This is a genomic window from Curtobacterium phoenicis (genome assembly GCF_047238015.1).
Taxonomy (GTDB): Bacteria; Actinomycetota; Actinomycetes; order Actinomycetales; family Microbacteriaceae; genus Curtobacterium.
The window spans coordinates 1,990,689-2,010,575 of the sequence record NZ_JBDFLZ010000002.1 but is presented as its reverse complement, the minus strand read 5'-3'; the positions used below and the strand labels follow the sequence as shown (position 1 = coordinate 2,010,575).

Annotated in this window: 17 protein-coding genes and 1 other RNA gene; 5 read left to right on the top strand and 13 right to left on the bottom strand. The window is 73.1% G+C overall.

What is annotated here, in order from left to right:
• Positions 1–204: 204 nt before the first annotated feature.
• Genes ABC270_RS09770 through ABC270_RS09760 form a run of 3 tightly spaced genes read right to left on the bottom strand, consistent with a single transcriptional unit; the run spans position 205 to position 4,822 of the window.
• Positions 205–3,246, bottom strand: a complete 3,042-nt coding sequence (locus ABC270_RS09770) for a bifunctional [glutamine synthetase] adenylyltransferase/[glutamine synthetase]-adenylyl-L-tyrosine phosphorylase (protein ID WP_412880607.1) — start codon at positions 3,244–3,246, stop codon at positions 205–207.
• Between the two features lie 10 nt (positions 3,247–3,256).
• Positions 3,257–4,594 (bottom strand): type I glutamate--ammonia ligase, encoded by a 1,338-nt coding sequence (glnA, locus tag ABC270_RS09765; protein WP_290131909.1) that lies wholly within the window; start codon positions 4,592–4,594, stop codon positions 3,257–3,259.
• Positions 4,595–4,645: 51 nt separating this feature from the next.
• Positions 4,646–4,822 (bottom strand): SPOR domain-containing protein, encoded by a 177-nt coding sequence (locus ABC270_RS09760; protein ID WP_402742477.1) that lies wholly within the window; start codon positions 4,820–4,822, stop codon positions 4,646–4,648.
• Positions 4,823–5,249: 427 nt separating this feature from the next.
• Here ABC270_RS09760 and map point away from each other — a divergent pair, with 427 nt between their 5' ends.
• The 3 genes from map to rnpB all read left to right on the top strand — a co-directional run bounded on the left by map (position 5,250) and on the right by rnpB (position 7,628).
• Positions 5,250–6,113 carry a type I methionyl aminopeptidase gene (map, locus tag ABC270_RS09755; protein WP_412880606.1) on the top strand — a complete coding sequence of 288 codons (864 nt, stop codon included), beginning with the start codon at positions 5,250–5,252 and terminating at the stop codon, positions 6,111–6,113.
• A gap of 34 nt (positions 6,114–6,147) precedes the next feature.
• The gene (ppgK, locus tag ABC270_RS09750; protein ID WP_412880605.1) at positions 6,148–6,906 is read left to right on the top strand and encodes a polyphosphate--glucose phosphotransferase; all 759 of its coding nucleotides are present in this window, start codon (positions 6,148–6,150) and stop codon (positions 6,904–6,906) included.
• 367 nt (positions 6,907–7,273) lie between these two features.
• Positions 7,274–7,628, top strand: an RNA gene (rnpB, locus tag ABC270_RS09745) — RNase P RNA component class A.
• An 81-nt stretch (positions 7,629–7,709) separates the two neighbouring features.
• On the opposite strand, the gene ABC270_RS09740 is transcribed toward rnpB, so the two are convergent.
• The 10 genes from ABC270_RS09740 to ABC270_RS09695 all read right to left on the bottom strand — a co-directional run bounded on the left by ABC270_RS09740 (position 7,710) and on the right by ABC270_RS09695 (position 18,474).
• Complete coding sequence (locus tag ABC270_RS09740) at positions 7,710–8,444, bottom strand: zinc ribbon domain-containing protein (protein ID WP_412880604.1); 735 nt, start codon at positions 8,442–8,444, stop codon at positions 7,710–7,712.
• A 2-nt stretch (positions 8,445–8,446) separates the two neighbouring features.
• Entirely contained in the window at positions 8,447–9,355 is a 909-nt protein-coding gene (locus ABC270_RS09735) for a Nif3-like dinuclear metal center hexameric protein (protein WP_412880603.1), read from the bottom strand.
• Between the two features lie 77 nt (positions 9,356–9,432).
• Positions 9,433–10,497: a hypothetical protein gene (locus ABC270_RS09730; protein ID WP_412880602.1), complete on the bottom strand. Its 1,065-nt coding sequence runs from the start codon at positions 10,495–10,497 to the stop codon at positions 9,433–9,435.
• Between the two features lie 118 nt (positions 10,498–10,615).
• A complete protein-coding gene (locus tag ABC270_RS09725; protein WP_412880601.1) occupies positions 10,616–11,212 on the bottom strand; it encodes an RBBP9/YdeN family alpha/beta hydrolase in 597 nt (198 codons plus the stop codon).
• Positions 11,213–11,262: 50 nt separating this feature from the next.
• Positions 11,263–12,246, bottom strand: a complete 984-nt coding sequence (locus ABC270_RS09720; RefSeq protein WP_412880600.1) for a helix-turn-helix transcriptional regulator — start codon at positions 12,244–12,246, stop codon at positions 11,263–11,265.
• Positions 12,247–12,348: 102 nt separating this feature from the next.
• The gene (locus ABC270_RS09715) at positions 12,349–12,765 is read right to left on the bottom strand and encodes an ATP-binding protein (protein WP_412880599.1); all 417 of its coding nucleotides are present in this window, start codon (positions 12,763–12,765) and stop codon (positions 12,349–12,351) included.
• The gene (locus tag ABC270_RS09710; RefSeq protein WP_412880598.1) at positions 12,762–13,100 is read right to left on the bottom strand and encodes an STAS domain-containing protein; all 339 of its coding nucleotides are present in this window, start codon (positions 13,098–13,100) and stop codon (positions 12,762–12,764) included. The genes ABC270_RS09715 and ABC270_RS09710 overlap by 4 nt, the downstream gene beginning before the upstream one ends.
• Before the next feature lie 109 nt (positions 13,101–13,209).
• Positions 13,210–14,424 (bottom strand): multidrug effflux MFS transporter, encoded by a 1,215-nt coding sequence (locus ABC270_RS09705; protein WP_412880597.1) that lies wholly within the window; start codon positions 14,422–14,424, stop codon positions 13,210–13,212.
• A gap of 482 nt (positions 14,425–14,906) precedes the next feature.
• A complete protein-coding gene (locus ABC270_RS09700) occupies positions 14,907–17,564 on the bottom strand; it encodes a phosphoenolpyruvate carboxylase (protein WP_412880596.1) in 2,658 nt (885 codons plus the stop codon).
• Between the two features lie 241 nt (positions 17,565–17,805).
• Positions 17,806–18,474, bottom strand: a complete 669-nt coding sequence (locus tag ABC270_RS09695) for a biliverdin-producing heme oxygenase (RefSeq protein ID WP_412880595.1) — start codon at positions 18,472–18,474, stop codon at positions 17,806–17,808.
• Between the two features lie 82 nt (positions 18,475–18,556).
• Between ABC270_RS09695 and ABC270_RS09690 the strand changes: the two genes are divergently transcribed.
• Positions 18,557–19,402, top strand: a complete 846-nt coding sequence (locus ABC270_RS09690) for a siderophore-interacting protein (RefSeq protein WP_412880594.1) — start codon at positions 18,557–18,559, stop codon at positions 19,400–19,402.
• On the top strand, positions 19,399–19,872 hold the full coding sequence (locus tag ABC270_RS09685) for a hypothetical protein (RefSeq protein ID WP_412880593.1): 474 nt from the start codon (positions 19,399–19,401) through the stop codon (positions 19,870–19,872). The genes ABC270_RS09690 and ABC270_RS09685 overlap by 4 nt, the downstream gene beginning before the upstream one ends.
• The last annotated feature ends 15 nt before the right edge of the window (positions 19,873–19,887 follow it).

Below are 19,887 nucleotides of genomic sequence, written 5' to 3'. Positions count from 1 at the left end.
ACGGCGGCGGTTCGCGCGCTGGGAGCGGTCCCATGCGCGGGGTACAGATCCGGAAACAGTGGGGGACGGTTCCGGACACGCGGAATTCACTTTCGACGACACGTCATCTCCGCCCCGGAAGCGTCATCCCGGGCGTGTCGAGCGGTTCCGACGGCAGCGTCGAACAGCGCCGTGCGGTGGGCGTCAGGCGCCGTGCGGTGGGCGTCAGGCGCCGTAGAACGCCCGCTCGAACACCTGCCGGGCGCGCCGGGTGATGCCGAGGTAGTCCTCCTCGAGCTGCGTCGCCGACCCGGGCGGGTACTCCATCAGCCGTGCCACGCCCTCGAGCTGGATGCGGTCGACGGGCAGCACGTCCGTGGTCTTCCCCGACCAGAGCACGAGGGCGCTCCGGGCACGGGAGGCGAACCGCCACGCCGCGCCGAGTCGTCCGGCGTCCTCCGGTGCGACGAGTCCGGCCTCGGTCGCCGCCGACAGGGCCTCGAGCGTCGAGGTCGTCCGCAGCCCGGGCACCGTGAGCGCGTGCTGGAGCTGCAGGAGCTGCACGAACCACTCGACGTCGCTCAGCGAGCCACGACCGAGCTTGAGGTGCCGCGCCGGGTCCGCGCCGCGCGGGAGCCGTTCCGACTCGACACGGGCCTTGATGCGTCGGACCTCACGGACCGCGTGGTCGTCGATGTGCTCGGGGTACCGGGTGCGGTCGGCGACGTGCTCGAAGTCCCGGAGCAGCTGTTGGTCCCCCACGGCGCCGCGGGCCCGCAGCAGCGCCTGCGCCTCCCACGTCAGGGACCACCGCGCGTAGTAGGCGGCGTACGAGTCGAGTGTGCGGACGAGTGGACCGTTCTTCCCCTCCGGACGCAGGTCGACGTCGAGCTCGAACGGGTGGATCGCGTCCTCGGTGAGGCGGCCGAGCTCGCGCACGATCGCCTGCGCGGCGCGCGACGCGACCTCCGGTTCGGTCCCGTCGGCCGCGCGGTACACGTAGAGGACGTCGGCGTCGGATCCGAAGCCGAGCTCCCGACCACCGAACCGGCCCATCGCGACGATGCCGAACTCGAGTCCCTCCGGCGCGTTCCTGCGAGCGAGGGCGAGCGCGCCGGCGAGGGTGGCCTCGGTGACGTCGGTGAGCGCGGGCCCGAGGGCGTCGACGTCGAGCCAGCCGAGCACCGCCGCCATGCCGAGCCGCAGGGTCTCCCGGCGACGGGCAGAGCGGACGAGCGCTGCCGAGCCGTCGACGTCGTCCCCGTGGCGAGCGGTCGTGGCGGTCATCTCGGCGAGCAGCGACTCGATCGGTCTCGGCCGCAGGAGGGACTCGGGCTCGTCGAGCCACGCGACGGCCTCCGGGAAGCGTTCGAGCAGGCCGGACAGGAACGCCGACTCGGACAGCACGGTCGTGAGCGAGTGTGCGGCTCCGGACGAGTCGCGGAGCATCCGGAGGAACCAGCTCGACTCCCCCAACGTGTCGCTGAGCCGCCGGAACGCCAGCAGTGCACGGTCCGGCGCCGGTCCCTCGGCCATCCAGCGCAGGAGCACCGGGAGCAGGTTCCGCTGGATGGTCGCACGCCGGCTCGTCCCCTGCGTGAGGGCGCGGATGTGACCGAGCGCACCGGCGGGGTCCGCGAAGCCGATCGCGCCGAGGCGGTCCGCCGCCTGGTCGCTCGTCAGGACGATCTCGCCGTCGGTCGCGGCCACCGCGGACAGCAGCGGACGGTAGAACAGCCGCTCGTGGAGCCCGCGGACCTCGAGCTTGACCGATCGCCACCGGTTCTCCAGCGCCGACGCGGAGGTCGCGAACCCGCTCGCCCGCGCGAGGACGCGCAGTTCCTCCTCGTCGGAGGGCATCAGGTGCGTGCGCTGCAGCCGCCGGAGCTGGATGCGGTGCTCGAGGACCCGGAGCAGCGCGTAGTCGGGCCCGAAGCGCGCGGCCTCGGGGCGGCCGACGTACCCTGCGGCGGTGAGGGCCTCCATCGCGTCGAGGGTCGAGCGCTCGCGGACGCTCTCGTCGTCACGGCCGTGCACGAGCTGGAGCAGCTGCACCGTGAACTCGACGTCGCGGAGCCCGCCCGGACCGAGCTTGAGCTGCCGGTCGACCTCGGCGTCCGGGATGTGCTCGGTGACGCGCTCCCGCATGCGCTGCACGGACTCGACGAAGCCGGGCCGGGTGGCGGAGTTCCACACGAAGGGTGCGACCGCTTCGGCGTACCGCTGCCCGAGGTCCGCGGAGCCGGCGATCGGCCGGGCCTTGAGGAGTGCCTGGAACTCCCACTCCTTCGCCCACCGCTGGTAGTACGCGACGTGGGAGTCGAGCGTCCGGACGAGTGCGCCGTCCTTGCCCTCGGGTCGGAGGTTCGCGTCGACCTCCCACAGCGCGGGCTCCGCGGCGAGGTCGGTGATCGCGTGGGTGGCCGCGACGGCCAGCCGCGTGGCGATGAGCACGGCACGGTCGGTACCGACGCCGGTGCCGGCCTCGTCGTCGCGGGTGGGTTCGGTCACGAAGATGACGTCGACGTCGCTGACGTAGTTGAGCTCGCGCGCGCCGGCCTTGCCCATCGCGATGACCGCGAGCGGGGTGGCTTCGACGTCGGCGGCCGGGAACGGGACCTCGCGCCGGGCGATGTCGACCGCGGCCTCGAGCGCGGCTCCCGCGAGGTCGGCGAGTCCGGCGGCCACGGCCGGGAACGCCTCGGTCGGGGCCTCGTGCAGCACGTCGAACAGGGCGATGTGCGCGAGGTGCCGTCGGTAGCGCACGCGGAGCCGGAGTCGGGCGTCCTCACCGGTGGCTCCGTCGACGGCGTCGAGCAGCGAGGCGGTGTACGCCTCCTGCGTCCACGGGGGCGTCACCGGGTCGGACAGCAGCGCGAGTTCCGCGGGCCGGCGGTGCAGGAACTCCCCCAGCCCGACCGACGCCCCGACCAGCCGGACGAGCCGTTCGGCTGCAGCGCCGTCGGCGAGGACCGCAGCGACTTCCTCCGGCGCCCGCTCCGACAGCCGTTCGAGCAGCCGGACCGCGCCGTCCGGATCCGCGGTCGCACCCCAGACCGCTGCCGGGTCGAACCCGGGCAGGCCGGCGGGAGCGGCCCCGCCGCCCACAGCGGCAGACCCGATGCCCGCATGCGGCAGGACGGCGCCGAACCGCGCCTCCAGGCCGGTGGTCCGTTCGAGCGCAGCGATCCGCTCGAGGCTCTCCGAGAGCTCGGCGAAGCCGAGCCGGGCGAGCTCCGAGCGTGACGTCTTCGTCCGACCGGTCATGGGGGCGGCGTCAGAGAGCGCCGAGGTTCGTGTCGAGCTCGAACGGCGTCACCTGGTCGCGGTACGCCTTCCACTCCTGCCGCTTGTTGAGCAGCACGAAGTTGAAGACCTGCTCGCCGAGGGTCTCCGCCACGAGCTCCGAGTCCTCCATGAGGCCGAGCGCGTGGTCGAGGCTCGCCGGGAGCTGCTTGTAGCCGAGGGCGCGGCGCTCCGAGTCGGAGAGGCTCCAGACGTTGTCCTCGGCCTCGGCGGGGAGCTCGTAGCCCTCGTCGATGCCCTTCAGGCCGGCCGCGAGGAGCAGTGAGTACGCCAGGTACGGGTTCGCCGCCGAGTCGATGCCGCGGTACTCGATGCGTGCCGACTGGCCCTTGTTCGGCTTGTAGAGCGGGACGCGCACCAGGGCCGAGCGGTTGTTGTGACCCCACGTGACGAAGGACGGGGCTTCGTCGCCACCCCAGAGCCGCTTGTACGAGTTCACGAACTGGTTCGTGACGGCGGTGATCTCGGGCGCGTGACGCAGGACGCCGGCGATGAAGTGCTTCGCGGTCTCGGAGAGCTGGTACTGCCCGCCGGCTTCGTAGAAAGCGTTCTGGTCGCCCTCGAAGAGCGACACGTGCGTGTGCATGCCCGACCCCGGCTGGCCGGAGATCGGCTTCGGCATGAACGTCGCGTAGACGCCCTGTTCGATCGCGACCTCCTTCACGACCGTGCGGAAGGTCATGATGTTGTCCGCCATCGTCAGCGCGTCGGCGTAGCGGAGGTCGATCTCGTTCTGGCCGGGGCCGGCCTCGTGGTGGGAGAACTCCACCGAGATGCCGAGGTCCTCGAGCATGCGGACCGAGCGGCGTCGGAAGTCGTGCGCGCTGCCACCGGGGACGTTGTCGAAGTAGCCGGCCTGGTCGACGGGCTGGGGACCGCCGTCCTTCCAGTCACGGCTCTTCAGGAGGTAGAACTCGATCTCCGGGTGCGTGTAGAACGTGAAGCCGCGCTCGCTCGCCTTCGCGAGGGTCCGCTTGAGCACGTTGCGCGGGTCGGCGACCGCGGGCTGCCCGTCGGGCGTCGTGATGTCGCAGAACATCCTCGCGGTCGGGTCGATCTCGCCACGCCACGGGAGGATCTGGAACGTCGAGGGGTCCGGGTGCGCGAGCACGTCGGCCTCGTAGCTGCGGGTCAGGCCCTCGATCGCGGAACCGTCGAAGCCGATGCCCTCCGCGAAGGCACCCTCGACCTCGGCCGGCGCGATCGCGACCGACTTGAGCGTCCCGATGACGTCGGTGAACCAGAGTCGGATGAACTTGATGCCGCGCTCCTCGATGGTGCGGAGCACGAAGTCCGTCTGCTTGTCCATTGACGCCCTTTCCGTGGAGCAGCTGGGATGCTCAGCCTATTGGTTCCCGGGTCAGTCTTCGTCGTCCCACCGCTCGTTGTTCGCCTTGATGCGGTCGAGGGCGTGCTGCGCCTCCTCGCGCGTCTCGAACGGACCGATGCGGTCGCGCTGCGGGGACTGCGGGCCCTGCTCGACCTCGTGCGTCTTCTCGTTGAACCACCACTGGGACTCGATGCGTTCGTCGCTCATGTCGCCACCGTACCCACGGCGGCGCGGCGGGGGCCGGCGCGGTGCGGTGCTCTCTGAGTCTCGCAGCGGGGGCGGCGGTGCGCGCGGGCGCGGTGTCGCTTTCGGAGGAGCGACAGTGTGCTGCCGCCAGCGCGCGGCGTTCCGTCGCTTTCGCGGCGCGGTCCCGAGCGGCGGCGGCTGATCTGTCGCTTTCGCGGGGCGCGCCGCGCGCGGCGCCCACCCGCGCACCCGCGCCGTGCGCCGCGCGCGGCGCCCACCCGCGCACCCGCGCCGTGCGCCGCGCGCGGCGCCCACCCGCGCACCCGCGCCGTGCGCCGCGCGCGGCGCCCACTCGCGCACCCGCGCCGTGCGCGGCGCGCGGCGCCCACCCGCGCACCCGCGCCGTGCGCGGCGCAGGCGCGCCGCACGCCCGGATAGAGTGGTCGGCATGCCCCGGGACGCACACGGACACCTGACCGCCGGCCGGATCTCCCCGCAGCGACCCGTCCCGAAGGACATCGAGCGACCCGAGTACGTCGGACGCGCCGAACCCGACGAGCACGGCCACGGTGACACCTACACCGCAGAAGAGGTCGAGCGGATCCGGACCGCCGGACGCATCGCCTCGCAGGCGATCGACGCCGTCGGTGCAGCGATCCGTCCGGGCGTCACCACCGACGAGCTCGACCGCATCGGCCACGAGTTCGTCGTGTCGCACGGCGCCTACCCCTCGACGCTCGGGTACCGCGGCTACCCGAAGTCGCTGTGCTCGAGCCTCAACGAGGTGATCTGCCACGGGATCCCGGACGACACGATGCTGCAGGAGGGCGACCTCGTCAACATCGACATCACCGCGTACAAGGACGGGATGCACGGCGACACGAACCGGACGTTCCTGGTCGGCGAGGCCGCGCCGGAGGTGCAGGACCTCGTCACCCGGACCGAGGAAGCGCTCCGCCGCGGCATCAAGGCCGTCGCGCCCGGGCGCCAGGTCAACGTCATCGGCCGGGCGATCGAGGCGTACGCGAAGCGCTTCGGCTACGGCGTCGTCCGCGACTACACCGGGCACGGCGTCGGACGGGCGTTCCACTCCGGGCTGATCATCCCCCACTACGACGCGCCCCACCACGACACCGTCATCGAGGAGGGCATGGTGTTCACGATCGAGCCGATGCTCACCCTCGGCGGCATCGAGGCGGACATCTGGTCGGACGACTGGACCGTCTCCACCCGCGACAAGTCGTGGACCGCACAGTTCGAGCACACCCTCGTCGTCACCGAGCGCGGTGCCGAGCTCCTGACCGTCTCCTGACCGCTCCCCCGACCTACCAACCGAAAGGCTCCTCATGACCACCCTCGCAGTCGGCGTCGACATCGGCGGTACGGGCATCAAGGGCGCGATCGTCGACGTCTCCACCGGCGAGCTCCAGACCGACCGGATCAAGAAGGCCACCCCCGAGGGCGGTAAGCCGCACGACATCGTCGCGGTGGCGAAGTCGATCGTCGACGAACTCGCGCCGGCAGCGGACGTCCCGGTGGGCGTGTGCTTCCCCGCGATCGTCCGCGACGGCAAGACGATGTCGGCGGCGAACGTGTCCAAGAAGTGGATCGGCTTCGAGGCCGAGGCGCTGTTCGAGAAGGAGCTCGGCCGTTCGATCCACTTCGTCAACGACGCCGACGCCGCCGGCTTCGCGGAGCAGCAGTTCGGCGCGGCGAAGGGCAAGGACGGGCTCGTCGTCGTCACGACCCTCGGCACCGGGATTGGTACGGCGCTCATCAACGACGGTGTGCTCATCGTGAACTCCGAGCTGGGACACCTCGAGATCGACGGCCACGACGCGGAGACGAAGGCCTCGTTCGCCGCGAAGGAGCGCGACGACCTGTCCTGGAAGCACTGGGCGAAGCGGCTGCAGAAGTACTACTCGACGCTGGAGGCGCTGCTCTCCCCCGAGCTCTTCGTCGTCGGCGGCGGCGTGTCGAAGCACCACGAGGAGTTCCTGCCGCTGCTCGACCTGCAGGCGGGCATCATCCCCGCGACCCTCCGCAACAACGCGGGCATCATCGGCGCGGCGACGCTCGCCGCCCGGTCGAAGCCGCAGCAGTAGTCGCCTCGCGGCGCCAGCGGTCGGCCGCATCGACAGCCTGTCGCGGCGCCCGCGGTCGGCCGCGTCGGTGGCACTCCCGCGGTGTGCCGTCGCGGTGGTGCGTCGCGCCTCGGTCGGGCCGCAGCCGCGCGCCGAGGTTCCACGACTCGCCGCGGGTGGAGCGTGGAGGTTCCGAGAACGGGCGCCCCACGGGTCGAGATGTCGGGACTTCGGAACCTCGCGGGGCCAGCTCTCCCAACCGGGAGACACGTGCACGCGCGGATGTGCACGCTGCGCGGGCGCGTCACCCGGTGGACTCGGCGGTGCGAACGGGTCGCCGGTGTGCACGCTGCGCGGGCGCGTCACCCGGTAGACTCGGCGGTGCGAACGGGTCGGTGAGACGGTCGCGTCACTCCCCCGGGAGTGCCGAGGAACGTCCGGGCTCCACAGAGCAGGGCGGTGGGTAACACCCACCCGGAGCAATCCGCGAGACAGTGCCACAGAAAGCAGACCGCCGGCGGCGACGTCGGTAAGGGTGAAACGGCGGTGTAAGAGACCACCAGGGGTCCGGGTGACCGGATCCGCTCGGTAAACCTCGTCCGGAGCAAGGTCAGACAGAGGACGACGAGGCTGCTCGCTGAGTCCTCGGGTAGACCGCTGGAGGCCGACGGCAACGTCGGTCCGAGAGAGATGGCCGTCACCGCGAGAGCGGGACAGAACCCGGCGTACGGCCGGCCCGTTCGCACACACTCGCGCCCGTCAGGGACGCACGGGAGGCCCGGTGCCGGCTGGCACCGGGCCTCCCGTCGTTCCGGTGGTCGGGTCTACAGCCCGGACTCGGGCGTGCGCACGAGGATCGCGTCGCTGTCCGGGCAGAGCACCACGTCGTCCGGCGCCGCCGCACGGATCGCCTGCAGGTCCGAGTTGGTCAGGGTCACGCCCGAGGCGGTCGACACACCGCCCTGCAGCAGCGACGCTCCGAAGCCGTACCGGGCGCGCTGCCGGTCGTACAGCGCCAGGAGCTCCGCGGGGACCTTGGCGGCGACGTCGGCGCGAGCGTGCACGGCCGAAGCGTGGTCGGCCTCGAGCCGGGCGATCTCGGCATCCCGCTCGGCGAGGAGCCCGGCGCGTGCGGTGTCGGCGTCGGCGAGCTGCGCCTCGACGTCGCCGACCCGGGCGCGGAGGCCGTCGAGCTGCTCCATGACCTCGAGTTCGCTCGTCTCGAGGTCGCCGATGCGCCGCTGGAGCGAGTCGAGCTCGCTCTGCAGACCGGCCGCGTCCTTCGCGTTGGCGACGTTCTGCAGCAGCGTGGTGTCACGCTCGACCCGGGCCTGCGCGATGGCGGTGTCCGATTCGAGGCGTGCGAGCTCGCGCTCGGCGTCCTCGACGAGGCCGGTCGCCGTGGCGAGCTCACCGCGCAGCTTCGCCGCCTTCGTGCTGAGCTCGGTGAGCTGGTCGCCCTTGCGGAGCGCGGTGATGCGGTGCTCGATGCGGGTCACGTCGTTGTCGAGTCGTTGAACGTCGAGGAGGATGACCTGGTCCTCGGGTGCTGCCTTCACGGTCAGGCTCCTTCTGCTTCGGTAGTGGTCGCGGCTGCCGCCCCGTCAGGCGCGGCGACGGCACGGTCAGGATCGGAGGCCGGCTCGGTCGGTTCGGCGGCCGGCAGGACGGCGAAGTCCCACGGGTCGGTCCGGAGGTCGCTCACGGTCACGCGGACCCCTGCGGCGGCCGCCAGCGCACTCGCGGCGACGTCGAGCCAGAGCCACTCGGTGGCCCAGTGCGACGTGTCGATGAGTGCGGGTCCGGCGGCGAGCTGGGCCTGCTCGCGGAACTCGGAGGCCGGGTGGTGCCGGAGGTCGCTCGTGACGTACACGTCGGCGCCGAGGACGGCGGGGTGTCCGAGGAGTGAGTCGCCCGCGCCGGCACACAGTGCCACCGTGCGGATCGGGTCGTCGTAGCCGCCGGAAACACGGACCCCGGTGGCGGTCCCGGGCAGCAGATCGACGAGCGTGCGGGCGAGGGCGCCGAGCGTGGTGGGTTCGGCGAGGGTGCCGACGCGTCCGATCCCGGTGGCGGGGTCGACCCCGGGATCGATCGGCCGCTGGTCGGTGAGGCCGAGTCGGTCGGCGAGCACGGCGGACGTGCCGGTGGTCACGACGTCGGCGTTGGTGTGCGCGGCGAGGAGTCCGGCACCGCCGCGGACGAGGGTCGCGAGGACGGCGCCCTTGTAGGTCGACTCGGCGATGGTCGTGACCCCGCGGAGCAGCAGTGGGTGGTGCGTCAGGAGCAGGTCTGCCCCGAGCGCCACGGTCTCCGCGGCGGTCGCGGGGACGGCGTCGACGGCGAGGTGCACGTGCTGCACGTCGGCGTCCGGGTCGCCGGCGACGAGGCCGACCGCGTCCCACGACTCCGCTCCGGCGGACGGCCAGAGCTGCTCGACGACGTCCTGGATCTCGCGGAGCTTCGGCATCCCGTCAGTCTACCGAGACGACCACGCGCACCACGCTGGCGGTGCGACCCGGGCGATCCGTGCCTCCCGGCCGCACCTCAGGCGCGTCCGAGCGCCCGCAGCACGCGGGCGACGAGGCGCTGCCACCAGCCGGCGGCCTGCTCCTCGGTCGCTGCATCCGACGTCGGCTGCGCATCCGCGGGACGGGCCGCCTCGGGCAGGACGACCGGCGTGCTCGCCGTGGCGCCGACGTGCGCGGTCAGCGCGGCGGCGAACGCCTGGCGGTCGATGACGGTGGGCCCGGTGGCGGGCTGGACCAGCGGCGTCGGTCGCGTGTTCGCGGACACCGGCGTGACGGCCAGGAGGCCCGGCGCGGGTCGGGCGGGCTCGTCACGGTCCGCAAGGGGTTCCGGTGCACGCTCCGGCTCGACGAGCACTGCGGCTGGCGCCGCGACCGCCGGCGCTGCCGCGGACCGGGGTGCGGCCTGGGGCTGCGTCCGCGTCGGATCCTCGGTGGCGGCGGTCCCGCGCACGGGACCGGCTGCGGTGCGGACCGCACCGGTCGCCGCGCGTCGGGACGCAGCGCGGTCGCGGCGGTCCGCCTCGACCGCGGCGTCGGCCAGGAGGTCCGCGAAGACCGTACGGGCGAACGCGCGGGCGGCGCGCACCTCGGGGTCGTCGAGGTCGGCGACCGTGGCCTCCCACGCAGCGAGTCGTGCGAGGTCCTCGTCACGGCGGCGGACCTCGTCCTCGAGGAGGACGATGCGCTCGATCGTGGGCCGTCCGGTGGCGGGGTCGACCTCGATCGCGAGGTCCTCGATGCGGAGTGCGAGGCGGGCCGGGGGCTCCGGGAACGACGGGGTGCAGGCGGCGTGGCGGGCACGGTCTCGGGGGCGGCGGAAGGCCTCGGCCGTGGTGTCGGCGGCGGTGGTGTCGCCGTCGGCCGCCGCCGAGTGCGCGGCCGTGTCGGAGACGGCGGCCGTGTCGGTCGACGGGGCGGTCAGCGTCGCGGCGTCCGGCCGCTGCACGGGGCCGGTGACCGGCGGGACGACGAGGTCCGCGAGGTAGGGCGCGCGCGTGGCCGGGGCGTCACGGAGCCACTCCTCGAGCTCGCGACCGAAGGGGTCGACGAGGGGGGTGCGTGCACCGGACTGCGTCTCCATGCCCGAACCGTAAATATCGGGAGCGTCGAACCGTGGGAGATCCGCGGAGTGTCGCGAGATCCGCTGCAATGTCACGAGGACGTGAGCGGCGTGTCGGCCCCGGGCGCCCGCGTCGCGCTCAGACCGGTCGGTCGATGGTCCGGAGCAGGGCGCGTCCGGCCTCCCACGCTCCGACCCCAGCGGCCACGTTGACGTGCTGCAGCGCACCGATCCGGTGCACCGTCGCACCGAGGGTCGAGGCGAACTCGAGGGCCCGGTCCGCCGAGCAGTACGGGTCGTCGTCGCTGACGACGAGGTGCACGTTCCCGATCACCGAGCGGCCGGTCGGGGCCGTGAACCCGCTCGCCTCCGGAGGGAAGCCGGGCGCGGCCGGGTCCGGTGGCGCGACGAGGAGTGCTCCCGCGACGGGGAGCGCCCCGCCGGCGGTCCGGCCTCGGGCCGCCCGCCCGGGCTCGGACAACCAGCGTGCGGTCGCGAGGACGCCGAGGCTGTGCGCGACGAGGACCGGCGGACCGTCTGCGGGGTCGAGCGAGGCGACCGCGGTCGAGATGGCCGCCTGCCAGTCGTCGGACTCCGGGTGGGACCAGGACGTGGGAGCGATCCGCACGACGCGACCGTCGTCAGCTGCACGTTCCGCCTGCCACAGGGACTGCCAGTGTCCGGGGTCGGAGTTCCAGATGCCGGGCACGATCACCCAGGGTCGCGGTCGCTGCACGGGGGAAGCGTAGCGGTCGGCCTCCCCGCGGGCGTCCGGGTCGGGCGTCGTCAGCGCTGCAGTGTGTCGCGCGGGTACTCGCCGAAGCGCCGTGCGTAGGCGGCGGAGAACCGACCGAGGTGCGCGAAGCCCCACCGCACGGCGACGGACGCGACCGTCGTCTCGCCGGGCCGGGCGCGCTCGAGTTCTTCGTGGATCCGGTCGAGGCGGATGCCTCGGAGCATCGCGTTCGGCGCCGTGCCCACCTGACGTTGGAACGCCTGCTGCAGCCCTCGGACACTGAGGCCGACGCGCTCGGCGACGTCCGTCGTCGTGATCGGCGTGTGCGCGGACGCGTGCATGAACTCGATGGCGGCGCGGACCCGTCCGGTGGCACCCTGGGGCAGCGGGACCTCCGGCGCGAGGACGGTGTGCGGGAAGGTGCGGAGCAGGGCGCGAGCGGTCTCACGGGTGGTCTCCGCCATGGCGAGCCGCGAGAGCGGTTCCGGGCCGAGGACGATGCGGGCTGCCCGCTGCACGTGCGCGTTCCAGGCGCGCAGGTCTGCGGGGTCCGGCGTGCGTGCGTGGTCGAACACGAGCGGTCCGGGTTGGACCCCGTGCACCTCGGCGGCGACGCCCTCGAGGTACGCGCGGTCGAACTGCACGAGGCTCTGCCGGAGGTCGGCGAGGTCGAACACGAAGGGGCGCCCGGACGGGAACATCACCGGCATCCGCGGCCCGAACGACACCTCGTCACGGCCGACGTCGACGCGACCCCCGCCCTCCGCGGTCCACATCACGACGTACTCGTCCCGCACCTCGACCTCACCGCGCATCCGGCCGTCGAACCGGGTGGAGCGGAACGTCATGGTGTCGTCGCCGACGACCTTGAAGCGGTAGCCGAACACCCGGTCGGTCCGCTCGGCGGCGAACCCGGAGCCCTCGTAGGCGTCCTGGTACATCCGAACGGCTTCCTCCGGGTGCATGCCGGACACGTCGAAGGTCGACCGGGGATCGCGGTCGGCCCGTGCGTCTTCGGCAGCGGCGGTGCTCATCGACCGAAGCGTCGCACGGGGGGCCGCGCTTCCCGCAATCGGGGCCCGCACCGTGCGGGAAACGGCCCGGCGAGTGCGGTCCGTGGACCTGTCGAGCGAGGCTCAGTCGTGACGGGCACGCTGGAGCGTCCAGCGGTTGCGGTCACCCACCCGGTCGTACCGGAGGTCGTCGACGACCATCTTCACGAGCGCGAGCCCACGCCCGCTCTCGGCGAGGTCGTCGGGCAGCTCGGCCGCCGCGGGGTCGATGCCTGCCGGAGCCCCGTCGTCGCTCACCACGGCGGCGTACCCGTCAGAGGAGCAGGAGAGGTCCACCCGGCATGCGAGCTGACGCCCACGGCCCGCGTGCTCGATCACGTTGGACGTGAGCTCGACGAGCGCGAGTTCGAGCGCCATGCGGTCCTCCGCGGACACCGACGGCTCCGCCTGCCACACGCGTGCGAGGAACTCGTGCACCGCCGTGACGTCGTCGGGCGGGCAGTCCATCTCGACGCGGTGCGCGCCGGTCGCGGTGGTCACAGCCAGTCGGACACCGCGGCGTCCCCGTTGGGGTACGTCCGCAGGATCTTGTCGATGTTGCTCAGCTTGAGGACCATCTGCACCTGCTCGGAGGGCGCGGCGATGCGGAGGTCTCCCCCGGCCTGCCGTGCGGTCTTGAGCGAGCCGACCAGGGCACCGAGGCCCGACGAGTCCATGAAGTCGACCCCGGACAGCTCGACGGCCAGGTTCGCGCGTCCGCCCCCGACGACCTCGGCCACCCGCTCGCGGAATGCCGGAGCGGAGACCATGTTGAGCCGGCCACTGCACTCCAGGACGGCTGTGTTCGTTGATGCCTCGTGTACGACGATGTCCATCCGGTGCGCTCCCCTTCGGTTCGTGCTCGCAACCTACCGCGTCGAACCTACCGGGCAACGCGGGTCACGCGTCGGCACGGCCGCGGCGCGTGGCCGTGCCGCCCGACCGTCACCCGGCGACGCGGGCCCGGCGCGTGGCGACGAGCTGCACGACGACCGCAGCGGCCATCAGTGCCGCCATGACCGACCCCATCGCCACCGCAGTGCCGCCGAGCGCGCCGGCGAGGGGTGTCCCGAGGCCACCGAGCCCGAACGTCAAGCCGCCCTGGAGCGCCGCGGCGGTCCCCGGGTGCGCCGCCCCGACGTGCTGTGTGCGGGTCATGGAGGCGGGGAGCACGAAGCCCCACGCCCCGGTCACGACGGCGAGCGAGCACCACACCGGGACCGGCCCGGCACCGAGCAGCGCCGACGCCAGGACACCGAGCGCGCCGAGCGTCCCGACCGCCAGGCCGAAGGAGAGCAACCCGTCCTCGGACCACCTGCCGACCACCCGGCGGAACACCAGGGTCGTCACGATCATCATCGACGCGTTCGTGGCGAACACGAGCGTGTACAGACCCTCGCTGAACCCGTACTGGGTCTGGAACACGAACGAGCTGGTGGCGATGTACGCGAAGAACCCGATGGTCGAGAGGACCCCGGTGAGCACGTAGGCGCGGAACCGTCCGATCGCCAGGAGCTGCCGGATGCGGTCCCGGTTCGCCGCGAACCCGACGCCGCCGCGCCGATCCCTCGGCAGGGTCTCGTGGAACCGCAGGACGACGAACAGGAAGAAGACCGCGCCGAGGACCGCGAGCACCACGAACATGAACCGCCAGGTCGCGACCGTGAGCACCGCACCCCCGATCAGCGGCGCGACCACCGGCCCGATCGCGTTGATCGCCGCGAGGGTGCCGAACACCCCGGCCATCCGCGGACCGTCCGTGACGTCGGACACCATCGCCCGTCCCGCGACCGCGCCGGCAGCGCCGGCGAGCCCCTGGAGCACCCGGGCGACGACGAGCGTCACGGCGTCCGGAGCGAGCGCACACCCGACGGACGCGAGCGCGAACACCGCGGTGCCGACGAGCATCAGCGGTCGACGCCCGATGCCGTCGCTCACCGGCCCCGCGAGCAGCTGCCCGACGGCGAACGCGACGAGGAACGCCGTCAACGACAGCTGCACGGCACCGGGTGTCGTCGCGAGGTCCCGGGCGATGGCCGGGAGCGCGGGGATGTACATGTCCGTGGCGAACGGCGACACCCCGACGATGAGGGCGAGCGGCACGATCGGGGGCAGCGTGGCCCTGGTGGTCGTCCGGTCCGTGCTGCGCTCCGTCGTCACCCCCGCCACGCTACGCCGCGTCGAATCGATTCGACAAGGGTTCGGTTCCCACGGGACGCGCGCGTTCCGACACCGCGCGCGTCGATCACCGGGTGGGAGGTCGGAACGCGCGCGTTTCGTGGATCTGCCCAGCATGGAGGACCGGTGTCGGCCCGCCGGACGCGCACCGGGCCTCCAGGCGGTCCCGCGGGCGCCGGCGACGCGACGGGAGGGGCGGTCTCGGGAAACGCGCGCGTTCCGACGCCGTGCGCGTCGATCGACGGGTGGGAGGTCGGAACGCGCGCGTTTCGTGGATCTGTCCAGCATGGAGGACCCGTGCCGGCCCGCCGGACGCGCACCGAGCCTCCAGGCGGTCGCGCGGGCGCCGACGACGCGACGGGACGCGCGCGTTCCGAGACCACGCGCGCCGCACACGACGAAACGCGCGTCGTTCGACGGGTGGGACGTCGGAACGCGCGCGTTTCGTGAGGGAGGACGATCCGTCAGCCGGTGTTCTGCAGACCGGCGGCGATGCCGTTGACGGTCAGGAGGAGCAGGCGGTGGTCGCCGTCCGTCGGGTCGGTGCTGCCGCTCGTCCGGATCGAGCGGAGCGCCCGGAGCTGCAGGTGCGAGAGCGCGTCGACGTACGGGCTGCGGAGCCGGACGGCACGAGCCAGGACGGGGCGGTCCTCGAGGACGTCCGCGCCGCCCGAGATCCGCAGCACCCAGGCTCGGGTGCGTCGCATCTCGTCGAGCACGCGCGCGGCGAGGTCGTCGCGGTCGGCGAGCTCGAGGTAGCGGCCGGCGATGTACTCGTCGGTCTTCGCGAGCGACATCTCGACGTTCTTGATCATCGCGCCGAACAGCGGCCACTCGGCGGCGGCGCGGCGGAGGACGTCGACGTCGCCGACGGCCTCGAGCGCGGACCCGAGGCCGTACCAGCCGGCGAGGTTGATCCGCGCCTGCGTCCACGAGAACACCCACGGGATCGCCCGGAGGTCCTCGAGGGACTCGACCGACAAGCCTCGGCGAGCCGGGCGCGACCCGAGGGGCAGCAGACCGAGCTCCTCCATCGGGGTCACCCGGGCGAACCACGGCGCGAAGCCGTCGGCCTTCACGAGGTCGTAGAACGCCTGACGCGACACGTCGTCGAGCTGCTGCGCGAGGTCGGCGAACTCGGTGGCCGCCGCGGCCGTGCGCTGCTCGTTCGACGGCGACGACGCGAACAGCGTGGCGGAGGCCATCTGCTCGAGGTGCCGCGCCGCGATGTCCTGGTCGCCGTACTGGGCGAAGATGACCTCGCCCTGCTCGGTGAGCTTGAGCCGACCGTCGATCGACCCCGGCGGCTGGGCGAGGACGGCCTCGTTCGCCGGTCCGCCACCGCGCCCGAGCGAGCCGCCGCGGCCGTGGAACAGCGTGAGCTCGACGTCGTTCGCGGCGGCCCAGTCGGCGATGCGGGCCTGCGCGTCGTACAGCGCCAGGTTCGCCGACACCGGGCCGACGTCCTTCGACGAGTCGGAGTAGCCGAGCATGACCTCGAGCCGACGCCCGGTCGCGGCCAGGCGTCGCTGGAACGGCTCGGTCCGCACGGCCTCGTCGAGGATGTCGACGCTGGCGTGCAGGTCGGCGAAGGTCTCGAACAGCGGGATGACGTCGAGCACGGGGGCCGCCTCGACCGAGCCGAGCGCGGCGACCGCGAGCTCGTGCACGTTCGCCAGGTCCGCGGCGGACTGTGTGAAGGACACGATGTAGCGGTGGGCCGCACGGACGCCGAAGCGGGACTGGAGGTCCGCGATGGTCCGGAAGACCGACAGGACCTCTTGCGTGGTGTCGCTCAGCTCGCCACCGGCGCGGATCTCGGCGAGGGCGGTGCGGTGCACCTGGGAGTGCTGCCGGACCTCGAGCTCGGCGAGGTGGAACCCGAAGGTCTCGACCTGCCAGATGAGGTTCTGGAGCTCACCGTTCGCCGGGCGCACGGCACCGGCGGCGACGAGCGACGCCTGGATCGTGCGCAGGTCGGCGAGGAGTTCCTCGGGGCTCGCGTAGGCGGTGCGGTCGTCACGGCGACGGGTCGCACGGATGCGGGCGGCCACGAACAGCAGCGCTCGGCGGTGCGTCTCGTTCGGGGCGCGGACGCCGATGCGCTCGGCGACGGCCGGGTCGAGGCGCTCCTGCTCGGCGACGAGCGCGGTCAGGCCGGCGTCGGCGGGCGTCTCGCTCGCGTCGAGGGTGAGGGCGCTGCCGATGCGGGTCGCGGCTCGGGCGAGGCCGAGCAGGATGTGCTCGGACGCGATCTCGGCGGCCTGCCGGGTGACGTCGGCGGTCACGTGCGGGTTGCCGTCACGGTCGCCGCCGATCCAGGTACCGAACCGGACGAACGCCGGGGCGACCACCGGGGCACGCCCGGCGTCGTCGCCCTGCAGGCGGTCGTCGAGCAGGCGGTAGACCTGCGGGACGATCTCGAAGAGCGTCTGGTCGAAGACGCTCATGGCCGTGCGGACCTCGTCGAGCGGGGTCGGACGGGTGGTCCGGAGCGGCGAGGTCCGGAGGAGCGTCGTGATCTCCTCGAGCAGGCGCCGCTCGTTCTCGGCCCGCGCGGTGGCGTTCCGCGCACGGTCGCGCTCGTCGATGAGGTCGGTGATGCGTCGGACGGCCGTGGTGACGGCCCGTCGGCGGGCCTCGGTCGGGTGCGCGGTGAGGACCGGGTGGAACCGGAGGCCCTCGAGCCGCGCCGCTGCCTCGTCGGCGCCGACCTGCTCGACGAGGGAGCCGTACGTCGCCGGGAACGAGTCGCCGGGGAGCCCGCCGTCGTCCCCGCGCTGCCGGAGCACACGGACGCGGTGGTGTTCCTCGGCGAGGTTCGTGAGGTGGAAGTAGGTGGTGAACGCCTGCGCGACCGCCTCGGCCCGCTCGGCGGACATGCCGGCGACGAGTTCCTCCGCGCGCGCCGCCCCGTCGGTGCCCGAGCCCTCGTAGGCCTCGATCACCGCGGCACGCAGCGTCTCCACGTCGTGCAGCAGGTCGTCGCCGCCGACCTCGCGCAGCACCCGCCCGAGCAGGTTGCCGAGGTAGCGGACGTCGGAGCGGAGGTCGCTGTCGACCGCTCCGCTGACGTCGTCCCTGGCGCGTCCGTGACGCGTCTGGCCGTCGATCGCCGTCATGTCGTCCTTTCCGGGTCTGCCGGGGACGAGCCCCGGTATCCCAGCAGCGTATCGGGCCGCCGGGACGGGTGACGACAACCGTCCGGACGGACCAGCACCCGTCCGGCCGCACGGAACGGCGGCAGCAGCAGCCGACCGTCGCTGCGCGGACGGCCAGCGGTGGCGCCGGGACCGCGGCACGCGGCAGGAGCACCCCTGCTGTCGCCGTGCGCCGCGGTCCCGGCGGGTCGGAGACGCCGGGTCAGCCGGCGCGCGGAGCGGTCGTGGGCGTCCGCAGCGCCTCGAGCTCGGCGAGGAGCCGCCGGTCGAGCGCGTGGGCGGTCTCGACCTCGGCGATGACCCGCTCCTGCTCGTCGGCGTCCCACGGCGCCCGGTCGAGCTGCTCGCGGTAGGTGTCACCGAACGCCGCGGGGTCGGCGACCTGCTCGCAGATCCAGAAGAGCACGCCGTTCGTCTCGAAGCCGAAGCGCTCGCTCAGCACGGTGCCGATCGCACGGCCCCCGGAGAGGTCGCCGAGGTACCGCGTGTAGTGGTGCGCGACGAACCCACCGGGCCAGGTGGCCGCGACCTCGTTGAGCCGTCGCACGTAGGCGGTCGTCGCCGGCAGGGGGCACACCAGCTCGGGCCAGTCCGGTCCGACGAGGTACTCGAGGTCCGCACGGATCGCAGGCATCCGGGTGAGCTGCGGCGTCACGAACGGTGCCACGACGGGGTGGTCCGCCATCCGTTCGGCGGCGCGCTCGAGGGCGTCGTACACGAACGCGTACTGACCGAGGAGGTCCGCGTGGTCCGCCACGTCGCACGTCCCCGCGGCGAGGTCCTGGAGCAGCCCGTCGCCCGTCGCGGAACCCGCAGCACGCCGGGTGCGGCGGCGCAGCAGCTCCGAGAACGGCGTGACGGTGGTGTCCATGAGGTAAGGCTAACCTCACCTCCTGGACAGTCAAGCGCCACACCGATGAACCGAGACCCGAAGGAGAGGAGACTCGTCCCCGATGAGTCCCAAGCCGAACCGCCCCCAGCACGTCTTCGTCGTCGACCGCACCGAACGCCTGAGCCCCCACATGGTGCGGGTGCACCTCGGCGGTCCCGCCTTCGCCGACTTCGTGGCCGGTGCGGACCCCGATCGGATCGCCGCGACGGACCGGTACGTCAAGCTCCTGCTCGCGAAGCCGGAGCTCGGCCTCGAACCGCCGTACGACCTCGACGCACTCCGTGCGACGCTCCCGAAGGCGGACCTGCCGACCCGCCGCACGTACACGGTGCGGCACATCGACCACGCGGCCGGCACCATCGCGATCGACTTCGTGGTGCACGGCGACGAGGGACTGGCTGGTCCGTGGGCGGCCTCGGCGCGCCCCGGCGACCGGCTCGCGCTGTCCGGCCCGGGCGGCGGCTACGCGCCGTCCGGCGATCCCGCGGTCACGCACGTCCTCCTCGGCGACGACAGCGCCCTGCCCGCCATCGGGTCCGCCCTGGAGGCACTTCCGGACGCCGCCACGGGCGTCGCCCTGGTGGAGGTGGCCGGTCCTGCTGACGAGCAGCCCATCGCCCACCCTGCCGGTGTCGACCTGCGATGGCTGCACCGCGACGCCGCCGGCGCCGAGCCGGGCACGCTCCTGCTCGAGGCGGCGCGTGCGCTGCCCCGTGCCTCCCGGCCGGTGCAGGTCTTCGCGCACGGTGAGCGGTCTGCGGTGAAGGCGATCCGCCGACTGCTGCAGGACGACTGGGGACTCGAGAAGTCGGAGCTGTCGCTGTCCGCGTACTGGGCGCTCGGCCGGGCGGAGGACCGGTTCCAGGAGGAGAAGCGGGAGCCGATCGGGGTGATCTTCGAGGAGTGAGCGACGACGAGAGGGGATCCGGCGGCCGCTGGGCGCTGCCGCTGCGACGAGTGATGCCGTGGTGGTACGTCGGCGGTGCCGTCGCGACCATCGCGGTGACGGCGATCGTCAACCCGGAGGGCAACCAGTCCGCCGTCACGGCGTGGGGGCCGATCATCGGTCTCGCCGTCCGGGACCGCCAGCTCGCTGCCCGGGGACGAGTCGACCGGGGCCTCCCGCCCCGCGATCCGTCGGGTCGGGCGCCGAGATGGCCGGAGCCGGTGCTCGCCGTGCTCCTGACGGCGGGCGTGGTGGGCCTCGGACTCCTGCTCGACGCGCTGCTCGGCCACCGGACGGTCGTCACGACCTGGGTGGGCGGTGGCCTCGCCGCGGTGTGCGTGCTCGGGGTCGTCGTGGTCGGGCTGCTGCTCCGCCGACGACGGGCTGGCGACGGTGCCCGAACGGACGGTGCGGTCAGCGGACGGCGCTGAGGGCCCGCCGACCGG